This window comes from Chryseobacterium sp. Leaf394 (assembly GCF_001424105.1).
Taxonomy (GTDB): Bacteria; Bacteroidota; Bacteroidia; order Flavobacteriales; family Weeksellaceae; genus Chryseobacterium.
This window is the reverse complement of sequence record NZ_LMQH01000011.1, coordinates 275,827-298,301: the sequence shown is the minus strand read 5'-3', so window position 1 is coordinate 298,301 and position 22,475 is coordinate 275,827. Positions and strand designations below refer to the sequence as shown.

Below are 22,475 nucleotides of genomic sequence, written 5' to 3'. Positions count from 1 at the left end.
TTTTTGTGATTGCGGTGGCAGAAAAGTGAAATGATAAAATAATGTTGTCCGCAATCACAAAAAAGATATAGCGGAAAGCAGGTAGAACAGTGAGGAGACAGACAAAATTTTCTGCTCCCAAAGAATAATAACATAATAGTGTACCTCGTACATTTTACAATATAAAAGATGGAAGAACAAAACAACAATATCTGGTGGCTCAACGAAGAATCTGAGCAAATGCTGAACAGAGGTTACCTTCTGAAAGGGGAAACCGTAGACGGTGCAATCGACAGAATCACGACTGCCGCAGCAAAAAAATTATACAAACCTGAACTGCAGCCGGCTTTCAAGGAGATGATCATGAAAGGATGGATCAGTTTTTCTTCTCCGGTGTGGGCGAATATGGGAACGCAGAGAGGTCTTCCAATCTCTTGTTTCAACGTGCATATTCCGGACAGCATTGAAGGAATTACCCACAAAATGGGTGAAGTGATTATGCAGACGAAAATCGGGGGCGGAACTTCGGGATATTTCGGGGAACTTCGTAACAGAGGAACTGCGGTGACCGATAACGGAAAATCTTCGGGTGCGGTTTCGTTTATGAAACTGTTTGACACGTCTATGGATGTCGTTTCTCAGGGTGGTGTAAGAAGAGGTGCTTTTGCGGCTTATCTTGATGTTGACCACGGTGATATTGAAGAATTTTTATCAATTAAAGACATTGGTAGTCCGATTCAGAACCTGTTTACAGGGATTTGTGTACCTGATTACTGGATGCAGGATATGATTGACGGTGATGCCGACAAACGTAAAATCTGGGCGAGAGTTTTGGAAAGCCGTCAGCAAAAAGGTCTTCCTTACATTTTCTTTACGGATAACGTGAACAGAAACAAACCTCAGGTGTACAAAGATCTTGGATTGACCGTAAATGCGAGTAATCTTTGTTCGGAAATTATGCTTCCTTCAACCAGAGAGGAGTCTTTTATCTGCTGTCTGTCTTCTATGAACTTAGAATTGTACGACGAGTGGAAAGATACGAACGCAGTACAGTTGGCGATTTATTTTCTTGACGCTGTTTTGTCTGAGTTTATCGAAAAAACGGAAGGAAATTATTACCTGAAAGGAGCGAGAGACTTCGCGATGCGTCACAGAGCGCTTGGTTTGGGAGTTTTGGGATACCACTCTTACCTTCAGAAAAACATGATTCCTTTTGAGAGTTTTGAGGCAACGCAGTTTAATGCAAGAGCTTTCAAACACATCAGAGCTCAGGCAGATATTGCATCGAAAGAACTGGCAAACATCTACGGTGAGCCTGAACTTCTGAAAGGTTACGGAATGAGAAATACAACGGTAATGGCGATCGCTCCTACCACTTCAAGTTCTGCGATTTTAGGTCAGACTTCTCCGGGAATCGAGCCTTTTGCGTCAAATTACTACAAAGCGGGTCTGGCGAAAGGAAACTTTATGCGTAAGAATAAATATTTGGCTAAATTGCTTGAAGATAAAGGTCTTGACAACGAAGAAACATGGAGAACAATTATGTTGAACCACGGTTCTGTACAGCACTTAACTGAACTGACTGACGAAGAAAAAGCAGTATTCAAAACCTTCAAAGAAATTTCTCCGATGGAGATTATTTCTCAGGCTGCACAAAGACAGCAGTACATTGATCAGGCGCAGTCTCTGAATTTACAGATTCCGTCTACGATGCCTGTGAAAGATGTGAATTATCTTTACATTGAGGCATGGAAGAAAGGTGTGAAAACTTTGTATTACCAAAGAAGTTCGTCTGTTTCTAAGGAAATGATGGTGAATTTTGTGAGCTGTTCGGCTTGTGAAGCTTAATAGAAGAGCCAAGTAAAAAGTAAGAAGAGCCAAGTTGGCTGTGAATATTAACCGTGGAATTTTTTCTGCGGTTTTTTTGTTTTCAGAAACAATAAAATTTAAGTATTTTTTATACATTTGAGGTACGATGAAAAAACTACTAACAGCCATAATTCTGCTTACTTTAAATCAAATTTTGTTTTCACAGAAAAAAGAGATTTACATTAATGATCATCTGGAAATCATTTCCAAAGAAGATTACAAAAAGCGTGGAGTAAATTACCGTCTTCAAAACATTGAAACTGATTCTGTTCTGTATAGAGTTCGTGTGGAGCATGAAGGTAAAGGAAAACTTACAACCACAGAATTCAGTAAATTAAAAAAATCACTTAATGTTTTAGAAGCTGATACAAAAAATATCGTAATTCATTACTATCAAGGCCTGGATGCGTGTAATCAGCATGCCGATAAAAATCAGTTTGTAATTGATGACATCAGGAACTATAACAGAAAATTCAAAAAATCAAATTCCAATCTGTATTTTGTTTACAAAGAAACAAAAGGTTTAAAAAACAGGCTTGATATAACAACCTGGATAGATGATACTTCAGGTGCAATAGAAAATCTATTTTTTAAAATGGAATATCCCTGCGATTCTGCGGTTGTTATTTTTCCGGACGGAAATTATATCATCTTTAGAGGAGAACATAATTGGGAAAAAGTGTTTAATACTGCAACAGAAAAGTATACTATGTAGATATTAACTAAAACCACGGGAATTTGCCGTGGTTTTTATTTTTAAAAAAAAGTAAAATAAACTTTACATATTGTAAAATATTCTTTACATTTGTTTCAATAAAATTTTACAATATGAATAGATTACAACTTTTACCAAACCGTTTTAAGATGATTGGATGGTTTATTTTTCTTCCCTCACTAATTTTGGGATTGATTTCTCTTTCGGGAGTGATGAATTTTGAGGTTTCCTTGCCTGTGATTTACAATTCAGGGTTTTTTAGCGATGAAAATCAGGGCTTTTTTAAAACTGCTGAGATTGATTTATTTCCGAATTTATTTGGTCTTTTAATTATCATCGGTGGAATTTTGGTGGGGTTTTCTAAAGAAAAAATTGAGGACGAATACATTTCAAGCCTGCGTTTAAAATCCGTTTTCTGGAGTATGATTGTCTCCTACTCTATCGTTTTTATTTTATTTGTTACTGTTTTTGGAAGCCTGTTTCTTACCGTCATGATTCTCATTATGTTTCTGCCGCTGGTGTTGTATGTTTTCAGATTTAATTATTTACTGCTTAAAAAATGAAAAACACGATAAAAATTGAGAGAGCTTTAAAAAGTATTACTCAGGAAGATTTAGCAAAAATAATCAGCGTTTCGAGGCAAACCATCAACGCTATGGAAGCCGGAAAATATGTTCCGTCGACGGTTTTGGCTTTGAAGATTGCGAAATATTTCGGGAAGAAGGTGGAGGATATTTTTATGCTGGAGGATGGGGATTGAGTTTGAATATGTTTCAAACAAGATTTCGCTATGAAATTTGTTTTCCCCAGCCCTAAAGGGTGCAAATTTCAATTCATGGGAACTTCTGTTATCAAAAATCCCCTTTAAAGTTGGAGTAAAAAATTTTTGATTTGCTTAAATCTAATTTATCGCGTTTGAAATTTGTTACCCCGGCCCTAAAGGGTGCAAATTTCAATTCACGGGAACTTCTGTTATCAAAAATCCTCCCTTTAGGGTTGGGGCAAAGATTTTTGATTTGCTTAAATCTAATTTATCGCGTTTGAATTTGTTTTCTCCGACCCTAAAGGGTGCAAATTTCAATTCCCGGGAACTTCTGTTATTAAAAATCCTCCCTTTAGGGTTGGGGCAAAGATTTTCGATGTGCTTAAATCTAATTTATCACATTTGAAATTTGTTTCCCCAACCCTAAAGGGTGCAAATTTCAATACAAAGTTCATCTTCTTAATACAAGATTACTGAAAAAGCGTAAATTCCCTTTCAAAAATCCTCCCTTTAGGGTCGGGGTAAAGATTTTTGATTTCGATAAAATTTATTAGCTTTAATAAAAATCACAGATGAAAAAATGTAAGCCAAATTACGATGAAGGGATGTGGAAGGGAGCGCCAGAAAGTTCATTCGTAAAAGCCAAAGCTCTAAGAAAAGATGAAACCCAGGCAGAGAAGATTTTATGGGCGAAACTCAGAAATAATCAGCTTAAAGGATACAAATTCAGAAGACAACATCCGATTGGTTTATATATTGTTGATTTTTATTGCCATCAATTAAAGTTAGTCATAGAAATTGATGGTGATTATCACAATATTCAGGAACAAATTGAAAAAGATAAAGAACGAACTCAAAATTTAGAAACTGATGGATTGCATTTAATCAGATTTACCAACAAAGATGTCATGGAAAATTTAGAAAAAATCATTTCAGAAATAATGATAAAAACAGACGAGATTTTACATTCTCATAATTCAAATCAATCGCTGTAATTTATTTATATTTGCTTCTAGCTAAGAACTAAATCAACAATTTCTAAAACCCAAGACAATGAAATTCGGACAAGTAGAAGACCCGTCAAAAATAGATTTTACATTACCAAAAGACCATTCAAGAACCAAAGAAATTTTAAAGCAAAATAAAAAAGGACTTGAAAATATCTCTATCGGCTGTGCAAAATGGAATAAAACAGATCTAAAAGGTTTCTACCCAAAAGGTACGAAAGACGAACTGGGATATTATTCGACACAGTTTAATTCAATAGAACTGAACGCAACATTTTACGGAATGCCAACCTCAGAACAGGTTTTAACGTGGAAAGAAAAAACGCCGGCTGACTTTAAATTTTTCCCAAAACTTACCAATACCGTTTCTCACTTCAGAAGACTTTTGAATATTGATGACGTGGTGACTCAGTTTGCAACAGCCGTTTTAAATTTTGATGAAAAACTGGGAATGGTTTTCCTTCAGCTTCACGATAATTTCAAGCCGAAAGACTACGAAAGACTCGAACAGTTTGTGACGAAGTGGCCCAAAGAAGTGCCTTTAGCAATCGAACTCCGAAATACTGAATGGTTTACTGATGAAGAGATTTTTGATAAAACCTGCCAGCTTTTTGAGGATAATGACATTACCAACATCATCGTTGACACAGCCGGAAGAAGAGATATGCTTCACATGAGACTTACGACTCCAAACGCGTTCATCAGATACGTGGGAGCCAATCATGAAAGCGATTACGAACGGTTGGATGACTGGTTGAAACATCTGACGAGATGGAAAAAAGAAGGCTTGCAAAATCTCTATTTTTTCGTTCACCAAAACCTTGAAAAAGCTTCACCGCTGCTTTCTGCTCACTTCATTGAAGAGATGAATAAAGAATGGAAGACAGATATGCACATTCCTAAACTTGCTCAGGAAAACCCACCGAGTTTGTTTTAATTTTTCTTCCGCAATATCAAAACAAGATTCAGAAAAACAAGAAGCAGATTGAGGGTAACCCAAATTCCGGAAAACATATTCTGGTAATTGTCTTCCTCAATCTCTTTTTTTGCAATAGCTGACAGTTTTTCACTTTGATTGATGTAATTCTGAACTTCAATCATCTGATCCATATTTTTATTGGGTACAGAATGCTGTGAGAAATAAACTAGATTTTTTTTGCCAAGATAACCAGCAATCCAGTACTCATCTGAATTTTTCATGGAAAGATACTCCACACGGTAATATTCGGGGCGGATTTTTCCGATGTGACTGGTTTCCAAGGCCTGTTCCGTCGCACTTCTGTTAACTTTAATCAGATAAAAATCGAGTGCCTGCGGAAGTTTATTGATCAGCTGAAGCGAAACAGAATGATCAACAATCCTGATTGTACTTTTTTTGATAAACCAATAGGTAAAAAGTGAAATGGCAAAAACGAGACTTAAAATCCGGAACAGTCTGGCCAGTTCACCTGCCCGTCCTTTTCTGACTTTTGAAAGAAAAAGCGAGAGTACCAGAATTACAAAAACCAAAGAAAGAATAAATCCCATGAAACAAAGATATGAATTGATTTTTTAGCCTAAAACATTAATCAACATTCCATTCTTTATAAAACTGATCCAGAAACGAAATCATGAACTGATGTCTTTCTCCGGCAATTTTTTTGCCCTCATCAGTATTCATCAAATCTTTCAGAAGCAGCAATTTTTCGTAAAAATGGTTGATTGTTGTTCCGTCTGATTTTTTGTATTCATCTTTCGACATATTCAATTTAGGTTGAATATCAGGATGATACATCAGATTATTTTTAAAACCACCGAAATTAAATGTTCTTGCAACACCAATAGCACCGATAGCATCGATTCTGTCGGCATCCTGAACGATTTTCAATTCGATTGGTAAATCTTTCGGCGCTTCTCCTCTGTTTTTAAATGAAATATTCTTAATCACAAATAAAACCTCCATGATCACACTTTCATCGACCTCTAATTTTTCAAGTAACTCTCTTGAAATTTTTAGAGCTAAAGTTTCGTCACCATCATGAAATTTCGGATCCGCGATATCGTGAAGCAAGGCAGCCAATTCAACGACTTCCATATTACAGTTTTCAGTCTTAGCAATTTTTTTTGAAAGTTTCCAGACCCTTTCGATGTGAAACCAGTCGTGACCGGCTTCTGCTCCTTCCAGTTTTTGCTTTACGAATTCTATTGTTTTTTGGATTGTGCTGTTCATTTTTTAAGTTTTAATTATTTTTGCCACCAACGCACGAATATTATTTAGCCGAATATTTTTCAGTTTTCAATAAAGAAAAAATTCATGTATTCGTGTCTCAACCAACTATACAATTTCAGTCAGAATAATATCCCAAAGATTTTCATTGTAGCTTCTGAAAAAATTAATGTGACCTATTTTTTCCTGTTCAGATTCCGAAATTTTTAGAATTCTGAATTGAGGTTTTAAATTTGGATAAGTTTCATTCAGTAAAGACTTCACTCCTTTTTCCGTCAGCCACGTATCATCTTCAGCATACAGAACCAAAACTTTCTGATTTAAATTTTTAGAATAATCATTCGTTTTACCCAGTAATTTATTGGTGGATTTCCGGTTCAAAATTAAGGTTCTCCAGTCATAAGCGCAATTTTTTGGAAGACTTTCTCCAAGCCCAAACCAATGTGCTGGAAAATAACCGAATAACGCTGTGAAAAATGGCTGTACAATACCAAAACCGAAAAAAGCTTCAACTTTTGTTTTCCATTTTAAGTTTCCGATAAATGCATTTTGGGTGGCGACAAAGAAAAATTTTTCAAATATTGCAGAATCTTTATTCATCCCTAAAATCAATGCTCCAACTGAATGCCCGAGGCAATATTTTGTATGATCCGGCAAAGTTTTAACTATAAAATCAGTGACCGTTTTAAAATCAGAATTTCCCCACGACCGCATGGAAGCTTTTGATTTTTTTAGATTTGCAGGCTTTGAAAGTCCTATTCCTTCGTAATCATAGGTAATTACAGTGATATTATTTCTTCTGGCAAACGCCGCAAAGGAAAAATAAATCTGCTGCCGAACGCCGGTGGCAGAGTTGATGAGCAGAACTTTTTTGCTGTCACTTTCAATGTCAGGACTGAAGATATGAAGACAGATTTTAGCACCACTCAGATTGGTAAGATATATTCTTTCCATAAAGAAAATTTCCACCTCAAAGGTGGAAAAATTATGTGATTAAAAAAGTTTGGAAACGCTTTTTAAATATGCTGTAAATAACTTTTAAAGGAGATCCTTCAGATATGGAAGCCCGGTCTGAGCGCCTGTTTTCAGAGAAACTTCTGCCGAAACTCTATTTCCGAGGTGTACACAGTCTTCAAGTTGATTTCCATGGGCCAAAGCGTATGCAAATCCGCATGTGAAGCCATCTCCCATTCCAATCTGATATTTCATCGTCTCATTTTCCTCCCTTTGATACTTCATTTCTTTTCCATCATGATAAACAGTGGAATTGGTTTCGTCACGCACAAATAATTTATTGGAAAATTTCTTTACAATAGTTTCAAGATCTTCATCTTCAAAAAGTAAAGGAAGTTCGTTGCTTCTTACAATAATAAAATCAGCCTGATCTAAAATAATCTGATCAATTTTACGGGCAGGCGAAGCGTAAAGACCTACAGTTTTATGATGAAGTTTGGCTTTTAAAACGGTATGTTTCAGAAGTTCGTCAGAAATTTCGAGCTGTACAAGCAGCATGTCGCTTTCGCGTATGTATTTATCTGCGGCATCAATCTTTTGGGTTGTTAAACACTGGTTTGCTGCCGGAATAACTACGACTGAATAGTCTTGATCTGTTTTTGTGATAAAGGCACTTCCTGTAGTTTCCTGATCGGTTTCGGTAACAAAACCTACATTCACATTCTCCTTCACCAGATTTCTCATGATCTGCTGACCTGCAGGATCCATCCCAACACAACCGATAAAGTAGACATGAGCTCCCAAACGCGACATCCCAACTGCCTGGTTGGCTCCTTTTCCGCCAAAAAAATATTCGGATTTTCTTGCGGTAACAAACTCGTTAGGCTTCGGCAATCTGTCTGCCGTGACCATCTGATCGATAGTACAGCTTCCGACTACAATTACTTTGGGTTGAGATTTTGAAAATTTCATTTACATATGAATATGCTGACTAATTTAACTCAAAAAACAATATGTTTTACTGAATTTCAATAAATTCCGTAACTATCTTCACAGGGTTATTATTTACGTCAAATCCGATGTAACTTGCATAAAATCCTTCACCATATCCGGTTTCAAAAGCGAAAATATTTCTTGGCTGCTCTTCATCCGGTTTCAAAAATGCGTACTGATCGATGGCTCCGTTTTCATCAAAAAAATGTTCGTGAAAAAATTCTTCATAAATTCCCATGAAATCATCTCCTTTTCTCTGGAAAAGCTTCTGCTCAAGGTCATTGAGACTGTTCTGACTTTCGAGGTCCATAAAACATCCCATTCCGCTTTCCACAGGATACCCAAAGACTTCTTCGTTAGCGAGATCCTTAATATTCTGACCTTGTGTTGTAGCCATTTCCCAATTCAAAATCTCGTTTTTTGCAAAAACAATTTCGCCGTATGCCACGCAGTTGCTTTCCCTCTCTTTATGAAGTAAAACCTGAAATTCACCTTTAGGGAAATCTGTGGTAAACGGTTTCATATCATTGGTCAGAACCGGATCGCAAGCCACCAGTTTTCCGCTTGAAAGATAGATTTTCCCAACCTCAAAACTTTCTATGAGTGGACTTTCCACGAAGTTTTTTGAGAACAGTTTTTTTATATTTTCTATATATTGCATTATAATTTTAAGGTTAAGGCAGAGGCTGAGATTAAAGATCAATCTGAAACTTAATCTCAGCCTAAAACTTATTTATAAACTCTTCAGTTTCTCTTCCAGAATTGCGATTTTATCCTGAGCATCTTTCTGTTTTTTGCGCTCCACTTCTACCACTTCCGGTTTTGCGTTGGCAACAAATTTTTCGTTGGAAAGCTTTTTATCTACAGAAATCAGGAAGCCTTTTAAATATTTCAGTTCTTCTTCGGTTTTCTCTTTTTCTTCTCCTAAATCTAAGTTTTCACTTAAAGGAATTGAAATTTCTGTGGAACCGACAAGAAATGTGAAGCTTGGTTTATCTGTTTTTGTTCCGAAATGAATTTCTGAAAGATTCGCCAGTTTTTTAATGACAGATTCATTGGCAAATTCTGCGGCATTCGTGTAAACTTCCACATACTCTTTCGGAGAAATTCCTTTGGTCTGACGGTAGTTTCTTACTCCTGAAATCACTTCAGATGCTGTTTCAAAATTCTTAATGACTGTTTCGTCAAATGTTTCTGATTTCTTCTGCTGAGCAATCATCAGAGCATCTTCCGTCTTTCTTTCTGCAATCGTCTGCCACAATTCTTCTGTAAGGAAAGGCATAAACGGATGAAGCAGCTTCATCAGTTCTTCGAATAACTCAATGGTCTTTGTATAAACTTCTTTTGAAATTCCTTCTCCGAAATTTGGTTTTACAGCTTCAAGATACCAGCCACAGAAGTCATCTTTGATTAATTTCTGAATTAAATTTAAAGCATCCGAAATCCTGAATTTATCAAACTGATCATTGATTTCTGTGATAGATTTATTGAGTTGATTTTCAAACCATTCGATAGTCTGAATCTCTGTGGAATTTGCCGGTTTGTCCTCATGCTTCCACATGTTGATCAAACGGAAAGCATTCCAGATTTTAGTCCCGAAATTTCTTCCAAGATCACATAACGGAGAAGTGTAAACTGCATCTTTACCCTCTTCCATTCTCTGTTTGATCTGCTTTTCAGTCAGAACATTTCCTTCTTCATCAATCTGTTCTGAATCAAATTTTAAATCATTTCCGGCTGCAGAACTCATCATAATTCCTACTCTTACTGCATCAGCTCCGTAACGCTCGATCAAATCCAAAGGATCTGGTGAATTTCCGAGAGATTTAGACATTTTTCTGCCCAGTCTGTCCCTCACAATCCCTGTAAAATAAACATTTTTGAAAGGAATTTCTTTTCTGTATTCCAACCCTGCCATAATCATTCTGGCTACCCAGAAGAAGATGATATCCGGACCAGTTACCAAATCTGCAGTTGGATAATAATAATTGATGTCTTTATTGTCAGGATTATTCAGTCCGTCAAAAACCGACATTGGCCACAACCAGGATGAAAACCAAGTATCAAGTGCGTCTTCGTCTTGCCTCAAGTCATTTAAATCAGCAATAATTCCTTTTTGCTCTTCTAATACTACAAGAGCTTGATATTCGTCTTCAGCAACAACAAAATCATTTTCACCTTCACCATAATAATACGCAGGAATCTGCTGTCCCCACCAGAGCTGGCGGGAAATATTCCAGTCGCGGATGTTTTCCATCCAGTGTTTATAGGTGTTTTTGAATTTTTCGGGATAGAATTTCACTTCATCATCCATCACAACATCCAAAGCAGGTTTTCCGATTTCAGACATTTTTAAAAACCACTGAACAGAAACTTTAGGTTCAATCACAGCACCTGTTCTTTCGGAAGTTCCTACTTTATTGGCGTAATCTTCTGCTTTCAGCAAAAGATTGTTTTCTTCAAGTTCTTTTGCGATCTGTTTCCTTACATCAAATCTGTTTTTTCCTGCGTAATGCAGTCCGTGCTCATTAAGATTGGCGTCGTCATCCAGAGAATCAATCATTGGAAGATTGTGTTTCTTTCCTATTTCGTAGTCATTAAGATCATGAGCCGGAGTAATTTTAAGTGCTCCAGTCCCAAATTCAATATCAACATATTCGTCTTCGATAATCGGAATAACTCTGTTAACGATCGGAACAATAACGTTTTTACCTTTCAGATGAGCATATCTTTCGTCATTTGGATTGATACAAACTGCGGTGTCTCCAAAAATAGTCTCCGGACGTGTAGTTGCTACCGAAAGAAATTCTTCAGTTCCTTCAATTTTATATTTAAGAAAATATAATTTCCCGTTCTGTTCTTTAAAAATTACTTCTTCATCAGAGATATTGGTTTTCGCTTCCGGATCCCAGTTCACCATTCGGTAACCTCTGTAAATCAAACCTTTATTATACAAATCAACAAAACCTTTAATCACCTGACTCGAAAGTTTCGGTTCCATGGTGAAACTCGTTCTGTCCCAGTCGCACGAGCAACCCAGTTTTTTCAGCTGTTCAAGTATAGTTCCGCCGTATTTGTCAGTCCATTCCCATGCGTGTTTCAAAAATTCTTCACGGGTAAGATCAGATTTATTGATTCCTTCAGATTTCAGTTTGGCAACCACTTTCGCTTCCGTAGCGATTGAAGCGTGATCTGTTCCCGGAACCCAGCAGGCATTGAATCCCTGCATTCTTGCACGGCGAACCAGAATATCCTGAATGGTGTTATTCAACATGTGACCCATGTGTAGAATTCCTGTGACGTTCGGCGGCGGAATTACAATAGTGTAAGGCGGCTTTTCGTTGGGTTCTGAGTGGAAATATTTGTTTTCCAGCCAGTATTTGTACCATTTCTGTTCTGTTTCCTGAGGATTATATTTTTCTGAAATCTGCATAAATTCTAATTTCTATATCTTACAATCTGCAAAAATAGTTTAAAGTAAAAAAATGTAAGCACTAATTAAAATAATTTTTAACTTTGTTCCTCAAAATTATCTAACATACATATTAACTTTAAGTATATGAAAAACTTACTAGCTGGAATTGCTTTATTGGGAACAGTTGCTTTTGCATCTGCGCAGACCATCACATTTGACAATACAACTTTTGAATACGGAACAATCAAACCCGGATCAGACGGCACAAGATTTTTTACTGTAACAAACACCGGAGACAAGCCTTTGGTACTTTCAAACGTGAAACCATCTTGCGGATGTACAACCCCTGAATGGAGCCAGGATCCTATTTTACCAGGAAAATCTTCAAAAATTAAGGTAGGATACAACACTGCTTTGGCAGGACCTTTCACTAAAATGATTGAAGTATTTTCTAATGACCCTGTTAACAGCAGAAGTATTATCTACATCAAAGGAAATGTAGATGCTAACGCTGTAGAAGCAGCACCTGAACCAGCGCCTGAGCCAATAGTTTTAACTCCAGAAGAATTAAAAGCTAAAGAAAAAGCTGATAAAAAAGCAGCTAAAATTGCAGCAAAAGAAGCTAAGAAAGCAGAAAAGGCAGCCAGAAAAGCGGCAAAAGAAGCTAAAGCGGCAAACTAATTTTAGAAATAAAATATTATATAAACCATCTCTCACCGGAGATGGTTTTTTTTTGCTATTTTAGATAAAATATTAAAAAATGAACAGCGATTTTTCAGAAGAATTTAAAGTAAACGGTAAATTTTCAATTAAAAAAACAGAAACTTCATACAAAGGAAAACTCACAAAAGAGGAAGGTTTAGAAATGATCATGAAGGAAAAAGAAAAACTTCGTGACCTGCAGGAAAAACTGTATGCTGACGGAAGTCAATCTTTGCTGGTTGTACTTCAGGCAATGGATGCAGCAGGAAAAGATTCTTTAATTGAGCATGTGTTCGGAGGTGTAAATCCGCAGGGATGCAATGTGATGAGTTTCAAAACACCAAGCTCAAAAGAATATGCACACGACTTCCTTTGGAGACATTATTTAGCCGTTCCTCAGAAAGGAATGATCGGAATTTTTAACCGTTCACACTATGAAAGCGTTTTGGTCTGCAAAGTGCATCCTGAGTATAATTTAAGTGAAAAGACCTGGAAAGATGTAAAAGATTTCGACGGCAAATTCTGGAAAAACCGTTACGAAAGCATCAGCAATTTTGAAAAACATCTTGCTAATAACGGTACAACTATCATCAAAATTTTTCTGAATGTTTCCAAAGACGAGCAAAAGGAAAGACTCCTGGACCGCATCAACGAACAGGAAAAAAACTGGAAATTCTCATCTGCAGACCTTCCGGAAAGAGCGTTGTTTGACAAATACATGGATTGCTACGAAACCGCCATCAATGAGACATCAAAAGACTATGCACCCTGGTACGTAATTCCTGCGGATAACAAATGGTTTGCGAGGTTGGCCGCCATTCAGATTATTATTGAAACTCTAGAGAAAATGGATTTACAATTCCCACAACTTTCGAAAGAAGATAAAAAAGGTTTGGATGAAGCTAAAAAACAGCTGGAGAGTGAGTAAGGAAGAGCCAGGGCAAAAGTAAAAAGAAACAGATAATAACATCGCTAACTCAGAAATGTTATTTATAACACTATGAACTTTTGTAAAATAGAGTAAAGGTATAATGAGCAAAGTGGAATACCAAGCTCGTCCAAATTTCTGAAAAATTTCAAAGAGAAGTCAGGTAAAAACGCAAGAAGTAAATGAGATTTGCGGTGTTTATACATCCAGCACCCAACAAAAATCACGAGAAAACCTGTAAGCCGGATTCTGTATCCCAAAAAATCAGGACGCCTGTTATTTATCTGCGTTGTACATTGCTGCACAACTTGAGCTGATTACCCCTCGGTTTTCAGGACGGGCCGCCCCTATTTTCGTATCTGAAAAGAACCGATATACTTACCATTGCACCGCAAAGAGTTTACCTGGTTTCACTACAGCCGAACTGTACCTGCTTTCTGTTGCACTTGTCCTATCCTCGCGGATGACGGATGTTATCCGCTTTGCTGCCCTGTGGTGTCCGGACTTTCCTACCCTCAAAAAAATGAGAATCAACAGGCCGGTTTTCTCGTGGGTGCAAAGATAGCTAATTTGAAAATTTAGTAATGAGATAATTTGTAAATTTTATTATACGTGGAAATTCACTTATTATTTGCAGATTTTCAGTTTACACGTCATTTAGTGTTAGACTGGCAGTCTAGAGGTTATGGGTTAGATCCCCGTATTCTCCACAACCTAAAATTTTCTCCAACCTTGCAATCTTGTGAAGATTTTTTTACTCGCATTAATGACAGCAATGTTGATCGAATGTTTTTCCGATAATGAATTGACACTTTTTTTCCTTTAAAAAATGAGCAGCAGCATCATTTTCAAATTAGTAATTTTCAAACTTTCAAATTATATCATATCTTCGTGCAGTTGAAAAACTAAATTGGTGACCAAAGAAAAAGAATTTGCGCAGCTGATCAAGAATAATCAGGGATTGATTATCAAAGTGTCGCGTCTTTACACCAATTCTCTTGAGGATGAGGAAGATCTCTTTCAGGAAATTGTTCTTCAACTCTGGAAAAGCTATGATTCCTTTAAAGGAAATTCTAAAATTTCTACCTGGATGTACCGTGTGGCGCTAAATACTGCCATTACGTTATTCAGAAAAAAAAGCAAATCTTTACAGACCAATGAGCTCGACATCAACCTTAGAGATTATGAGGATGATAACGACGACAAGCAGCAACAGATTTCACTACTTTATCAGGTGATCAAAACGCTGCCCAATGTAGAAAGAGCCATTGTAATGATGTATCTGGACGATCTTCCTTACAGAGATATTGCAGAAAACCTTGGTATCACTGAAGTGAATGCCCGTGTAAAAATGAACAGACTGAAAAAAATTCTTAAAGAAAAGATGGAAAAATATGCCTGATTTTGATTTAGACAGCTTTAAAACGACCTGGCAAAAGCAACCCGTTGAAGATAAATATAACGACAGTGAGATCCTGAAGATGCTCAACAAAAAATCGCGCAACTACATGAAATATATTTTCTGGATCAGTGCAGCGGAGTTTTTCTTCTTTACTCTATTCGGATTTTATTACATTATTCAGGATCAGGAATCGAGTTCTTTTATGTCTTCCCTTCAGAAATTGGGTGTGGAAAAAAATGCCGAGCTCAAAAGTAATCTTGAAAATATCTATCTTGTGATCAAAACGATTACCCTTTTGGTCACAGGTTATTTTGTGATTAAATTTTATCAGAATTACCGTAAAATAAGAATCGAGGAAGATCTTAAGGCTTTTATAACTAGAATTATTAATTTTAAAAAGACCGTTAATGCCTTTATTTTAATTAATATTATTCTTTTCATCACATTTACAAGTGTTTTTACCTGTTTTGTATTTTATGTGATCAATCACCAGAACGTTCATCTGGAATCTTCCGAAAAAACAGGCTTCATTGCAGGAATTATCATCAGTACTGTTCTCTGCGTCATTCTGATCTGGCTTTACTACCGATTGGTTTACGGCATCATTATGGGAAGATTGGATAAAAGTTTAAAACAGTTAAAAGATATTGATTCTCAGGAAAATTAATTTTTTAAGGATAATTTTCAGCATAAAAAAAAGCATTTCGTTCTGAAATGCTTTTTCGTTTTTTATAATTCTTTCCTCAATCGGGCAACCGGAATATTGAGCTGTTCACGGTACTTAGCGATTGTTCTTCTGGCAATATTGTAACCCTGTTCTTTCAGCATTACTACCAAAGCGTCGTCTGTAAGAGGTTTTCTTTTGTTTTCTTTACTGATGACTTCCTGAAGATGATTTTTGATTTCTTTTGTTGAAACTTCCTCGCCATCATCATTCGTTAACGAATCTGAGAATAAATCTTTCAGATAGAGAATTCCGTTAGGTGTATCGGCGTATTTGCTTTTTACGACTCTCGAAATCGTTGAAATATCGAAACCGGTGATATCAGCAATATCCTTTAAGATCATTGGTCTGAGAGACTTCTCGTCTCCCGTTAGAAAATAAGCTTTCTGAAACTTTACAATTGCATTAATAGTCTGTAATAAAGTATTCTGGCGCTGATTAATCGCGTCGATATACCATTTTGCAGCATCCAGTTTCTGTTTGATAAATAAAGCTGCCTGCTTATGTTCCGAAGATTTTTTATCGTGAGAATACGTAGAAAGAATATCCTTATACTCTTCGCTTACCCTCAAGGTTGGTGCATTTTTGCTGTTCAGCATTGGGATTACCATTCCGTCTTTCACCTGAATCACAAAATCCGGAATAATTTCCTGATTGATTGTAATGGTCTGAGTATCAAAATTCCCTCCTACTTTCGGTGATAATTTTGCAATTTCCTCCAAAGCTTTTTTCAGATCCGATTCTTCAATATCGTATTTCTGAATGATCTTATTATAATGTTTGTTGGTAAGCGCATCAAACTGATTTCTGAGAATATTCGCTGCCAGAGAAACGGCTTTGTCTGAGCTTACTTTCTTTTCAATCTGTAAAAGAAGACATTCCTGAAGGCTTCTTGCACCTACTCCCGGCGGATCCAGCTTCTGAACATAATTTTCAAGCACGTCTTCTACCTTTTCCTTTGTGGTGTAAACGCCCTGAGAAAATGCGAGATCGTCAACAATTGCTTTTATTTCTCTTCTGAGATAACCGTCGGTATCTAAATTTCCAATAATGTATTCTGCTATTTTAAGATCGTCTTCAGCAATATTGCTCAAATGCACCTGCTCATTAAGATAATCATACAGAGACTGCCCTTCTGTAAGCAGACTTTCGTTGTCAAAATCTTCATCGTCTGCAGAATAGTTGCTTGAGGCAGTTTTATATCCCGGCTCATCATCGTATAAGTACTGATCAACATCAAAATCGGTTTCTATGCTCTCGCTGCCTTCACTTTCGTATGTTTCATCAGGAGCCGAATATTCATCTTCTGTATTATCTTCCTTGGCAATTTCGAGAGCAGGATTTTCTTCAAGCTCACGCTCCAGTTCTTCTTCAAATTCCAGAGTGTGGAGCTGAATCAACTTCATCAACTGAATTTGTTGTGGAGCCAGTTTCTGACCAAGTCTAAGTTGTAAATGTTGTTTTAGCATATTATTATCTGGTGTATGTAAATGTTATTCTACGAATTTATAAAAAAAATTCGACAAAAAATAATTTTAGCACGATTTTTGATGTAAAGACAGCATAATAAACTATTAGGAACTTTAAAAGCTTTAACGATACGTCGTTAGGGCTTTTTTCTGTAAAAAATTCATTGTATTTTTGAGTTTAAGTCGGTAAAATAAATTTTGCGGAAATAATTTATTTATATTTAATAAAAAATATTATGTTACTATTGGGCATTTTTTATCTCATACCTTTTATTATAATCTTTGTAGTTTTCGGAAATCTCTGCGACCGGTATCAGGAAAAAAGAGGACTTCCTATCTTTATTGCGTTGCTGCTTTTTTTCGGTCTGAAATTTTTGGCAACTTTCTTAATTTCATATCTCACAATGAATTTCAGCGATTCATTTGATCCAAGAGAAATCATTATAGAAAACATTTTCATCATCCATATTGCGTCATTTTTTGCAGGGTTTTCATCAGCATTTATTTACTACAGATATCTGAAAATTAAATTTCAACATATTCATCAGTTTAAAAATTCTGAAATTGAAAATTTGGGAGAAAATTAAAAACCGCCGAAAATCAATGATCTTCAGCGGTTTTCTATATAATTTTATTTGAATTTAAAACTCTGCATTCTTCGGAGTTCTCGGGAAAGGAATTACGTCTCTGATGTTGGTCATTCCTGTCACGAAAAGCACCAGCCTTTCCAATCCAAGACCGAAACCTGCGTGCGGAACAGACCCGAATCTTCTCGTATCCAAATACCACCAAAGCTCATGCTCATCTACGTGCATATCTGCCATTTTGGTTTTTAAAACATCTAATCTCGCTTCTCTTTCAGAACCACCGATGATTTCGCCGATTCCCGGGAAAAGTACATCCATTGCAGCTACGGTTTTATTATCATCATTCAGTTTCATGTAGAATGCCTTGATTTCTTTCGGATAATCGAATAAAACTACAGGACATTCAAAATGTTTCTCAACCAAGAATCTTTCGTGCTCAGACTGAAGATCTGCACCCCACTCTTCGATTGGGAATGCAAATTTACCTTTTTTATTTTCTTTTGAGTTTAATAAAATCTCAATCGCTTCGGTGTAAGAAACTCTTTTGAAACGTTTTGCGATTACATTTTCCAGCTTTTCAATAAGACCTTCTTTAGCCCTTTCTTTTTCCGGTTTTGTTTTTTGCTCTTCTTCAAAACGCTTGTCTAAGAACTCAAGATCGTCTTTACAGTTATCTAAAACATATTGAATCACGTATTTCAGGAAATCTTCTGCCAGGTCGATGTTATCTTCAAGATTATTGAAAGCAACTTCCGGCTCAATCATCCAGAATTCAGCTAAGTGACGGGTCGTATTTGAATTTTCTGCACGGAAAGTCGGTCCGAAAGTGTAGATTCTTCCCAATCCCATTGCTGCAGTTTCGCCTTCAAGTTGTCCGGAAACCGTTAAGTTGGTTTTCTTCCCAAAGAAATCCTGTGCAAAGTCAATATCACCCTGCTCGTCTCTCGGAATGTTATTTAAATCAAAGTTGGTTACGCCAAACATTTCGCCAGCTCCCTCTGCATCAGCTCCGGTAACGATCGGCGTATTGATGTAGAAAAACTGGTTTTTATTGAAGAAGGAGTGAATTGCAAAACTCACGGCGTGACGAACTCTGAAAACCGCCCCAAAAAGGTTGGTTCTGAATCTCAAATGCGCCTGCTCTCTTAACACTTCAAGTGAATGTTTCTTCGGCTGCAGGATTGTTTTATCTCTCTCCTCAGTAAAGTTATCTCCAAGAATAATAATCTTTTTAGCAATGATTTCCACGGTCTGTCCGGCTCCCTGGCTTTCAACCACCTCGCCAACTACTTTAAGTGAAGAAGCAGTGCTGATTTTACTGATGATCTCTTCGTCAAAATTTTCGAAATCAACAACAATTTGCAAATTATTAATTGTAGAACCATCATTAAGTGCAATGAAGCGGTTTGAACGGAAGGCTCTTACCCAGCCGTAAACTGTAATGTCATGATGTAATACTTTTTTGTAGTCTTGTAGGACTTCTTTAATCGTTTGCTTTTTCATTTGTTGATGATAAAATTTTTGTCTGAAAATTTAATGTTTGCAAAGTTACAAAAAAACAGCGCAAATTAAAGTTTACGCCGTTTATTTAAAAAGAATATCAATTATTTAAATTTAAATCAGATTCAGTTTAAAAATACTGATTTTTTGCGTTGTTTTCCTTTACGGATTCTCCAGGCATGGAATGAACTCGGAATATCGTACTGCCATTTTGGAAGGATTAAAATAATCAGAATAACATCCAGATGAGAAATAAAACCGAGAATTACCGTCAGATCAAAAGCCCAGCCTGCCTTCTGAAAACCGATGAGATAAGTGAAAGCCAGCAGTAAACTCAGTCCCCACAATTTTGAGAGCCATGCGTGCGTGCAGGTTTCTTTTCCAAATTTTATCCAGCTGACGATGTAACAAAGCGCTTCCATAATCAGAATCAATAAAACGCTTTTCCATTCAGATTTAATTAAATCAGAATTTAGATAATACGCTGCAAAACCTATGGAAAGCCAGAATACTAAATCTACCTGACTGTCGAGCCGTCTTAATTTTTCCGATGAAACACCAACTTTTCTGGCAATGATTCCGTCGAAAATGTCTGTGAGCAATCCCAGAAACATTAAAGTTAAGATTAAAAAACGTGATTCTTCGCCAATGAAATAAGCAAGAACAAAGATTATGGGCGCGAAAAGAAACCGTATTGCGATTAGTAAATAAGGTATTGTTTTCATAATAAAATTTCAAAAATTAAAGCACGAGATTGATTCCGATTGAAAATCTAAAACCTTCGGTAGCAAAATGTTTATATGTGTTATATTCGAAATTGTAACCGAATTCAGCTGAAAAAAGATGGATGAAATTAACGCCGACTTTTGGAGACACTGCATTTGGAGTAATCCCTGCACCCAGGTACAAGTTTGTGATTGAATCGTCCGAAAACGAACCTATTTTCCGGAAATAATCCAGTTCGGGAATTACGATGAATTTCCTTCCGGGAACATCCCACCAATTGAAGTGACCCCGTAAACTCACATAATTATTTTCATTAATCGGGATTTTAGGGCCAAGCGATAAAAAAGTTTTGTTATCAATAGAGGTAGCCTCCAGCCTTGTGCACATAATTATTCCTATGATCTTCCAGTCTTTTTCATTTCCCAACTGGGATTTGAGTGATATTGAAAAGAAAACAGCAATGCATACTATCAGACTTTTCATGGTTTCTGCTTTTCAAAAGTTAAAGTATAATGAAGTGTTTTCCAATCGCTCATTACAACCGCAAAACCGTTGCAAAAGAAATAATTACTTTGCACAATCAAATTATTATTCTCATCAATTCTTAACCTGGATTTTTGAATATTCCAACCTCCTAAAACCAGAGGAATTCCGTCAATCATTAATCTTTTCCCTTTTAAATACAGGTATCCGTCGTTTTTCAATTTTACCCTCAGATTTTTATTGAACAGTATTTTTTCATCCTGAGAAATAAAAACATTAAGTCTTTTATTATTAATCATTTGCAGTTTAACTTTTATTTGTTCTCCTACATATTTTTCTTTCCAGTTAAACATATTTGTATTCCTGTCAAAAACATCCGTAAGCGCCCTCACATAAAAACCATTTCCTGAAGAAGGCAGATTTCCATAAGTCCCATCAATGTTATCAACAACATTTTTTCCGTTATTAGTTTTCGCAGGCTGAATATTTTTAAAACCTGCACAGCTCACTGTCAGAAGCGATAACCATAAATAAAAAATTAAATTTTTCATGACTGTTCTTTTAAAATTATAATTCAAAGCTACCCACAGAACAATCTCACCCGAATGCGAAAAAAAATTAAAATAAATCTCTACATTTGTGAAAATCGCAAAAATATGCATCAGGAAGTTTTGCTGAAACAGATCAGAAAGAAAATCGGGGACAAATCTCTGAATGATGAAATCGCCAATATCCTCAACATCAGCTATGATGCGGCGCACAGAAGAACTTCGCTCAAAGCAAAATTCAGTTTTGAAGAGGCTCTGGAACTGGCAAAATACTATCAGATTTCACTGAATGAATTTATAAGTTCTGAAAATCAGTTGGTGGTACAGAAAACTCCGCCTGTCATTTCAACAGATGATTTACAGTCGTTTTTTCAGAATAATCTGAGTGTCTTTGATAAACTTCCGCTTTCAGATGAGATGAAAATTTACTATTCGGCGAAAGATATTCCATTTTTCTATACACTTTCAGATACTTTGCTTTCACGGTTTAAAATTTATGTCTGGATGAATCTCTTGAATGCAAAACAGTTTTTCGTTCCATTCTCAGAATTTTCACCGCCGAATTTTAATTTAAATACAAAAGAACTACGCAGAAAATATGAAGCACAAAACGTGATTGAGATTTGGAATGACACCACGATCTCCAGCATTCTCCAGCAAATTTCATTTTATTTCGATACCAGACTTTTGCTTAAAAATGAAGCCGGAATTATCCTCAAAGAAGTAAAAGAAGTCATTGAATACATCGAACAGAAAACAGACAGCAATCCTAAATATCAGATTTACGAAAACGAACTGATGCAGCTTTCCAACGACATATTTTTCAATCATCCCAAAAATTCACTTTTAGCATTGCCTCTGAATACTTTCGGATATATTCTGATTAATGACATCAAAACCTGCAGTGAAACCTATAATTATTTTGAGCATCAGATCAAAAACTCAAAATCCCTGAGCACTTCCGGAAACCGTGACCGTAAAATATTTTTTAATAAAATGTATCAGCAGATTGATGATTTGGTTGAAAAACTAAAAATCTGAAATTTAATATAGTAATTGATAATATTCTCATTGATCGGCACGATTTTGTGTAGATTTACAAAACTATCAAATCCAAATTATATGAACATTACATTAGAACAGGCTCAAAAAGCCATTGAAGCCGCCCTTGAAAAATCGAAAGAATTAGGAGTAAAAATGAATATCGCCGTCGTAGACAGCGGTGTAAATCTTGTAGCATTCGCAAAAATGGATGATGCGTGGCTGGGCTCCATCGATATTGCGCAAAAGAAAGCCAAAACCGCAAGATATTTTAATATGAACAGCGGTGAAATCGGAAAATTATCTCAACCCGGACAGCCTTTGTACAACATCGAACATTCGAATAACGGACTGATCAGTTTTCCCGGCGGAGTTTTAATTAAAGATTCTACCGGAAACATCATCGGAGCCATCGGTGTAAGCGGAAGCACAGTAGATGATGATCACGAGGTTGCAACTGCAGG

Annotated in this window: 24 protein-coding genes and 1 other RNA gene; 13 read left to right on the top strand and 12 right to left on the bottom strand. The window is 36.4% G+C overall.

From position 1 onward, the window contains the following. Positions 1-168 precede the first annotated feature (168 nt). From ASG21_RS06025 to ASG21_RS06000, 6 genes are all read left to right on the top strand, one after another. Entirely contained in the window at positions 169-1,827 is a 1,659-nt protein-coding gene (locus ASG21_RS06025) for a ribonucleoside-diphosphate reductase subunit alpha (protein WP_056077045.1), read from the top strand. 127 nt (positions 1,828-1,954) lie between these two features. Then, positions 1,955-2,563 carry a hypothetical protein gene (locus ASG21_RS06020; RefSeq protein WP_056077043.1) on the top strand — a complete coding sequence of 203 codons (609 nt, stop codon included), beginning with the start codon at positions 1,955-1,957 and terminating at the stop codon, positions 2,561-2,563. A gap of 113 nt (positions 2,564-2,676) precedes the next feature. Further along, positions 2,677-3,126, top strand: a complete 450-nt coding sequence (locus tag ASG21_RS06015; protein ID WP_128414223.1) for a hypothetical protein — start codon at positions 2,677-2,679, stop codon at positions 3,124-3,126. Beyond that, on the top strand, positions 3,123-3,323 hold the full coding sequence (locus ASG21_RS06010) for a helix-turn-helix transcriptional regulator (protein ID WP_056077039.1): 201 nt from the start codon (positions 3,123-3,125) through the stop codon (positions 3,321-3,323). The genes ASG21_RS06015 and ASG21_RS06010 overlap by 4 nt, the downstream gene beginning before the upstream one ends. 575 nt (positions 3,324-3,898) lie before the next feature. Then, positions 3,899-4,321, top strand: a complete 423-nt coding sequence (locus ASG21_RS06005; protein ID WP_241773462.1) for an endonuclease domain-containing protein — start codon at positions 3,899-3,901, stop codon at positions 4,319-4,321. A 58-nt stretch (positions 4,322-4,379) separates the two neighbouring features. Continuing rightward, a complete protein-coding gene (locus ASG21_RS06000; RefSeq protein WP_056077037.1) occupies positions 4,380-5,270 on the top strand; it encodes a DUF72 domain-containing protein in 891 nt (296 codons plus the stop codon). Here the strand turns inward: ASG21_RS06000 and ASG21_RS05995 are convergent. The 6 genes from ASG21_RS05995 to ASG21_RS05970 all read right to left on the bottom strand — a co-directional run bounded on the left by ASG21_RS05995 (position 5,267) and on the right by ASG21_RS05970 (position 11,919). Then, positions 5,267-5,860: a hypothetical protein gene (locus ASG21_RS05995; protein WP_056077035.1), complete on the bottom strand. Its 594-nt coding sequence runs from the start codon at positions 5,858-5,860 to the stop codon at positions 5,267-5,269. The two genes, ASG21_RS06000 and ASG21_RS05995, sit on opposite strands and share 4 nt — an antisense overlap. Before the next feature lie 37 nt (positions 5,861-5,897). After that, complete coding sequence (locus ASG21_RS05990; protein ID WP_056077033.1) at positions 5,898-6,542, bottom strand: HD domain-containing protein; 645 nt, start codon at positions 6,540-6,542, stop codon at positions 5,898-5,900. A 105-nt stretch (positions 6,543-6,647) separates the two neighbouring features. After that, positions 6,648-7,493 carry an alpha/beta hydrolase gene (locus tag ASG21_RS05985; RefSeq protein WP_056077031.1) on the bottom strand — a complete coding sequence of 282 codons (846 nt, stop codon included), beginning with the start codon at positions 7,491-7,493 and terminating at the stop codon, positions 6,648-6,650. An 84-nt stretch (positions 7,494-7,577) separates the two neighbouring features. Beyond that, positions 7,578-8,465 (bottom strand): PfkB family carbohydrate kinase, encoded by an 888-nt coding sequence (locus ASG21_RS05980; protein ID WP_056077028.1) that lies wholly within the window; start codon positions 8,463-8,465, stop codon positions 7,578-7,580. Between the two features lie 46 nt (positions 8,466-8,511). Continuing rightward, positions 8,512-9,147, bottom strand: coding sequence for a DUF4241 domain-containing protein (locus ASG21_RS05975; RefSeq protein WP_056077026.1), 636 nt, complete (start codon positions 9,145-9,147; stop codon positions 8,512-8,514). Between the two features lie 72 nt (positions 9,148-9,219). Next, the gene (locus ASG21_RS05970; protein ID WP_056077024.1) at positions 9,220-11,919 is read right to left on the bottom strand and encodes a valine--tRNA ligase; all 2,700 of its coding nucleotides are present in this window, start codon (positions 11,917-11,919) and stop codon (positions 9,220-9,222) included. 126 nt (positions 11,920-12,045) lie between these two features. Here ASG21_RS05970 and ASG21_RS05965 point away from each other — a divergent pair, with 126 nt between their 5' ends. Together ASG21_RS05965 and ASG21_RS05960 are read left to right on the top strand one after the other, a co-directional pair. Beyond that, positions 12,046-12,582 (top strand): DUF1573 domain-containing protein, encoded by a 537-nt coding sequence (locus tag ASG21_RS05965; protein WP_056077022.1) that lies wholly within the window; start codon positions 12,046-12,048, stop codon positions 12,580-12,582. A gap of 79 nt (positions 12,583-12,661) precedes the next feature. Further along, entirely contained in the window at positions 12,662-13,531 is an 870-nt protein-coding gene (locus tag ASG21_RS05960; RefSeq protein WP_056077019.1) for a PPK2 family polyphosphate kinase, read from the top strand. Positions 13,532-13,753: 222 nt separating this feature from the next. Here the strand turns inward: ASG21_RS05960 and rnpB are convergent. Then, positions 13,754-14,081, bottom strand: an RNA gene (gene rnpB, locus ASG21_RS15420) — RNase P RNA component class A. Between the two features lie 360 nt (positions 14,082-14,441). Between rnpB and ASG21_RS05955 the strand changes: the two genes are divergently transcribed. Both ASG21_RS05955 and ASG21_RS05950 read left to right on the top strand, forming a co-directional pair. Continuing rightward, a complete protein-coding gene (locus tag ASG21_RS05955) occupies positions 14,442-14,933 on the top strand; it encodes a sigma-70 family RNA polymerase sigma factor (protein WP_056077017.1) in 492 nt (163 codons plus the stop codon). Beyond that, on the top strand, positions 14,926-15,600 hold the full coding sequence (locus ASG21_RS05950; protein ID WP_056077013.1) for a hypothetical protein: 675 nt from the start codon (positions 14,926-14,928) through the stop codon (positions 15,598-15,600). Before ASG21_RS05955 ends, ASG21_RS05950 begins: the two co-directional genes overlap by 8 nt. A 62-nt stretch (positions 15,601-15,662) precedes the next feature. Here the strand turns inward: ASG21_RS05950 and rpoN are convergent, their stop codons facing one another. After that, complete coding sequence (rpoN, locus tag ASG21_RS05945; protein ID WP_056077011.1) at positions 15,663-17,126, bottom strand: RNA polymerase factor sigma-54; 1,464 nt, start codon at positions 17,124-17,126, stop codon at positions 15,663-15,665. A 236-nt stretch (positions 17,127-17,362) separates the two neighbouring features. Between rpoN and ASG21_RS05940 the strand changes: the two genes are divergently transcribed. Continuing rightward, positions 17,363-17,713: a hypothetical protein gene (locus ASG21_RS05940; protein WP_056077009.1), complete on the top strand. Its 351-nt coding sequence runs from the start codon at positions 17,363-17,365 to the stop codon at positions 17,711-17,713. 54 nt (positions 17,714-17,767) lie between these two features. Here ASG21_RS05940 and asnS read toward each other — a convergent pair whose 3' ends face one another. From asnS to ASG21_RS05920, 4 genes are all read right to left on the bottom strand, one after another. Then, positions 17,768-19,216: an asparagine--tRNA ligase gene (asnS, locus tag ASG21_RS05935; protein WP_056077007.1), complete on the bottom strand. Its 1,449-nt coding sequence runs from the start codon at positions 19,214-19,216 to the stop codon at positions 17,768-17,770. A 122-nt stretch (positions 19,217-19,338) separates the two neighbouring features. Continuing rightward, positions 19,339-19,938 (bottom strand): CDP-alcohol phosphatidyltransferase family protein, encoded by a 600-nt coding sequence (locus ASG21_RS05930; protein ID WP_056077005.1) that lies wholly within the window; start codon positions 19,936-19,938, stop codon positions 19,339-19,341. Positions 19,939-19,954: 16 nt separating this feature from the next. Then, positions 19,955-20,422 (bottom strand): hypothetical protein, encoded by a 468-nt coding sequence (locus ASG21_RS05925; protein ID WP_056077004.1) that lies wholly within the window; start codon positions 20,420-20,422, stop codon positions 19,955-19,957. Then, positions 20,419-20,973 (bottom strand): hypothetical protein, encoded by a 555-nt coding sequence (locus ASG21_RS05920; RefSeq protein ID WP_128414222.1) that lies wholly within the window; start codon positions 20,971-20,973, stop codon positions 20,419-20,421. Before ASG21_RS05920 ends, ASG21_RS05925 begins: the two co-directional genes overlap by 4 nt. 105 nt (positions 20,974-21,078) lie before the next feature. Between ASG21_RS05920 and ASG21_RS05915 the strand changes: the two genes are divergently transcribed. After that, positions 21,079-22,011, top strand: a complete 933-nt coding sequence (locus ASG21_RS05915) for a hypothetical protein (protein ID WP_056077001.1) — start codon at positions 21,079-21,081, stop codon at positions 22,009-22,011. A gap of 81 nt (positions 22,012-22,092) precedes the next feature. Next, a partial coding sequence (locus ASG21_RS05910) for a heme-binding protein (RefSeq protein WP_056082180.1) occupies positions 22,093-22,475 on the top strand: 383 nt, incomplete at its 3' end.

Excerpts from the sequence above, each read along its gene's own strand:
- rpoN (WP_056077011.1), bottom strand. The coding sequence starts at position 17,126 with ATGCTAAAACAACATTTACAACTTAGACTTGGTCAGAAACTGGCTCCA.
- ASG21_RS05965 (WP_056077022.1), top strand. The coding sequence starts at position 12,046 with ATGAAAAACTTACTAGCTGGAATTGCTTTATTGGGAACAGTTGCTTTT.
- ASG21_RS06025 (WP_056077045.1), top strand. The coding sequence starts at position 169 with ATGGAAGAACAAAACAACAATATCTGGTGGCTCAACGAAGAATCTGAG.
- ASG21_RS05920 (WP_128414222.1), bottom strand. The coding sequence starts at position 20,973 with ATGAAAAATTTAATTTTTTATTTATGGTTATCGCTTCTGACAGTGAGC.
- ASG21_RS05995 (WP_056077035.1), bottom strand. The coding sequence starts at position 5,860 with ATGGGATTTATTCTTTCTTTGGTTTTTGTAATTCTGGTACTCTCGCTT.
- ASG21_RS05960 (WP_056077019.1), top strand. The coding sequence starts at position 12,662 with ATGAACAGCGATTTTTCAGAAGAATTTAAAGTAAACGGTAAATTTTCA.
- ASG21_RS05980 (WP_056077028.1), bottom strand. The coding sequence starts at position 8,465 with ATGAAATTTTCAAAATCTCAACCCAAAGTAATTGTAGTCGGAAGCTGT.
- ASG21_RS06020 (WP_056077043.1), top strand. The coding sequence starts at position 1,955 with ATGAAAAAACTACTAACAGCCATAATTCTGCTTACTTTAAATCAAATT.
- ASG21_RS05985 (WP_056077031.1), bottom strand. The coding sequence starts at position 7,493 with ATGGAAAGAATATATCTTACCAATCTGAGTGGTGCTAAAATCTGTCTT.
- ASG21_RS05925 (WP_056077004.1), bottom strand. The coding sequence starts at position 20,422 with ATGAAAAGTCTGATAGTATGCATTGCTGTTTTCTTTTCAATATCACTC.
- ASG21_RS06010 (WP_056077039.1), top strand. The coding sequence starts at position 3,123 with ATGAAAAACACGATAAAAATTGAGAGAGCTTTAAAAAGTATTACTCAG.
- ASG21_RS05940 (WP_056077009.1), top strand. The coding sequence starts at position 17,363 with ATGTTACTATTGGGCATTTTTTATCTCATACCTTTTATTATAATCTTT.
- ASG21_RS05950 (WP_056077013.1), top strand. The coding sequence starts at position 14,926 with ATGCCTGATTTTGATTTAGACAGCTTTAAAACGACCTGGCAAAAGCAA.
- ASG21_RS05915 (WP_056077001.1), top strand. The coding sequence starts at position 21,079 with ATGCATCAGGAAGTTTTGCTGAAACAGATCAGAAAGAAAATCGGGGAC.
- ASG21_RS05930 (WP_056077005.1), bottom strand. The coding sequence starts at position 19,938 with ATGAAAACAATACCTTATTTACTAATCGCAATACGGTTTCTTTTCGCG.
- ASG21_RS06000 (WP_056077037.1), top strand. The coding sequence starts at position 4,380 with ATGAAATTCGGACAAGTAGAAGACCCGTCAAAAATAGATTTTACATTA.
- ASG21_RS06015 (WP_128414223.1), top strand. The coding sequence starts at position 2,677 with ATGAATAGATTACAACTTTTACCAAACCGTTTTAAGATGATTGGATGG.
- ASG21_RS05970 (WP_056077024.1), bottom strand. The coding sequence starts at position 11,919 with ATGCAGATTTCAGAAAAATATAATCCTCAGGAAACAGAACAGAAATGG.
- asnS (WP_056077007.1), bottom strand. The coding sequence starts at position 19,216 with ATGAAAAAGCAAACGATTAAAGAAGTCCTACAAGACTACAAAAAAGTA.
- ASG21_RS05975 (WP_056077026.1), bottom strand. The coding sequence starts at position 9,147 with ATGCAATATATAGAAAATATAAAAAAACTGTTCTCAAAAAACTTCGTG.
- ASG21_RS05990 (WP_056077033.1), bottom strand. The coding sequence starts at position 6,542 with ATGAACAGCACAATCCAAAAAACAATAGAATTCGTAAAGCAAAAACTG.
- ASG21_RS06005 (WP_241773462.1), top strand. The coding sequence starts at position 3,899 with ATGAAAAAATGTAAGCCAAATTACGATGAAGGGATGTGGAAGGGAGCG.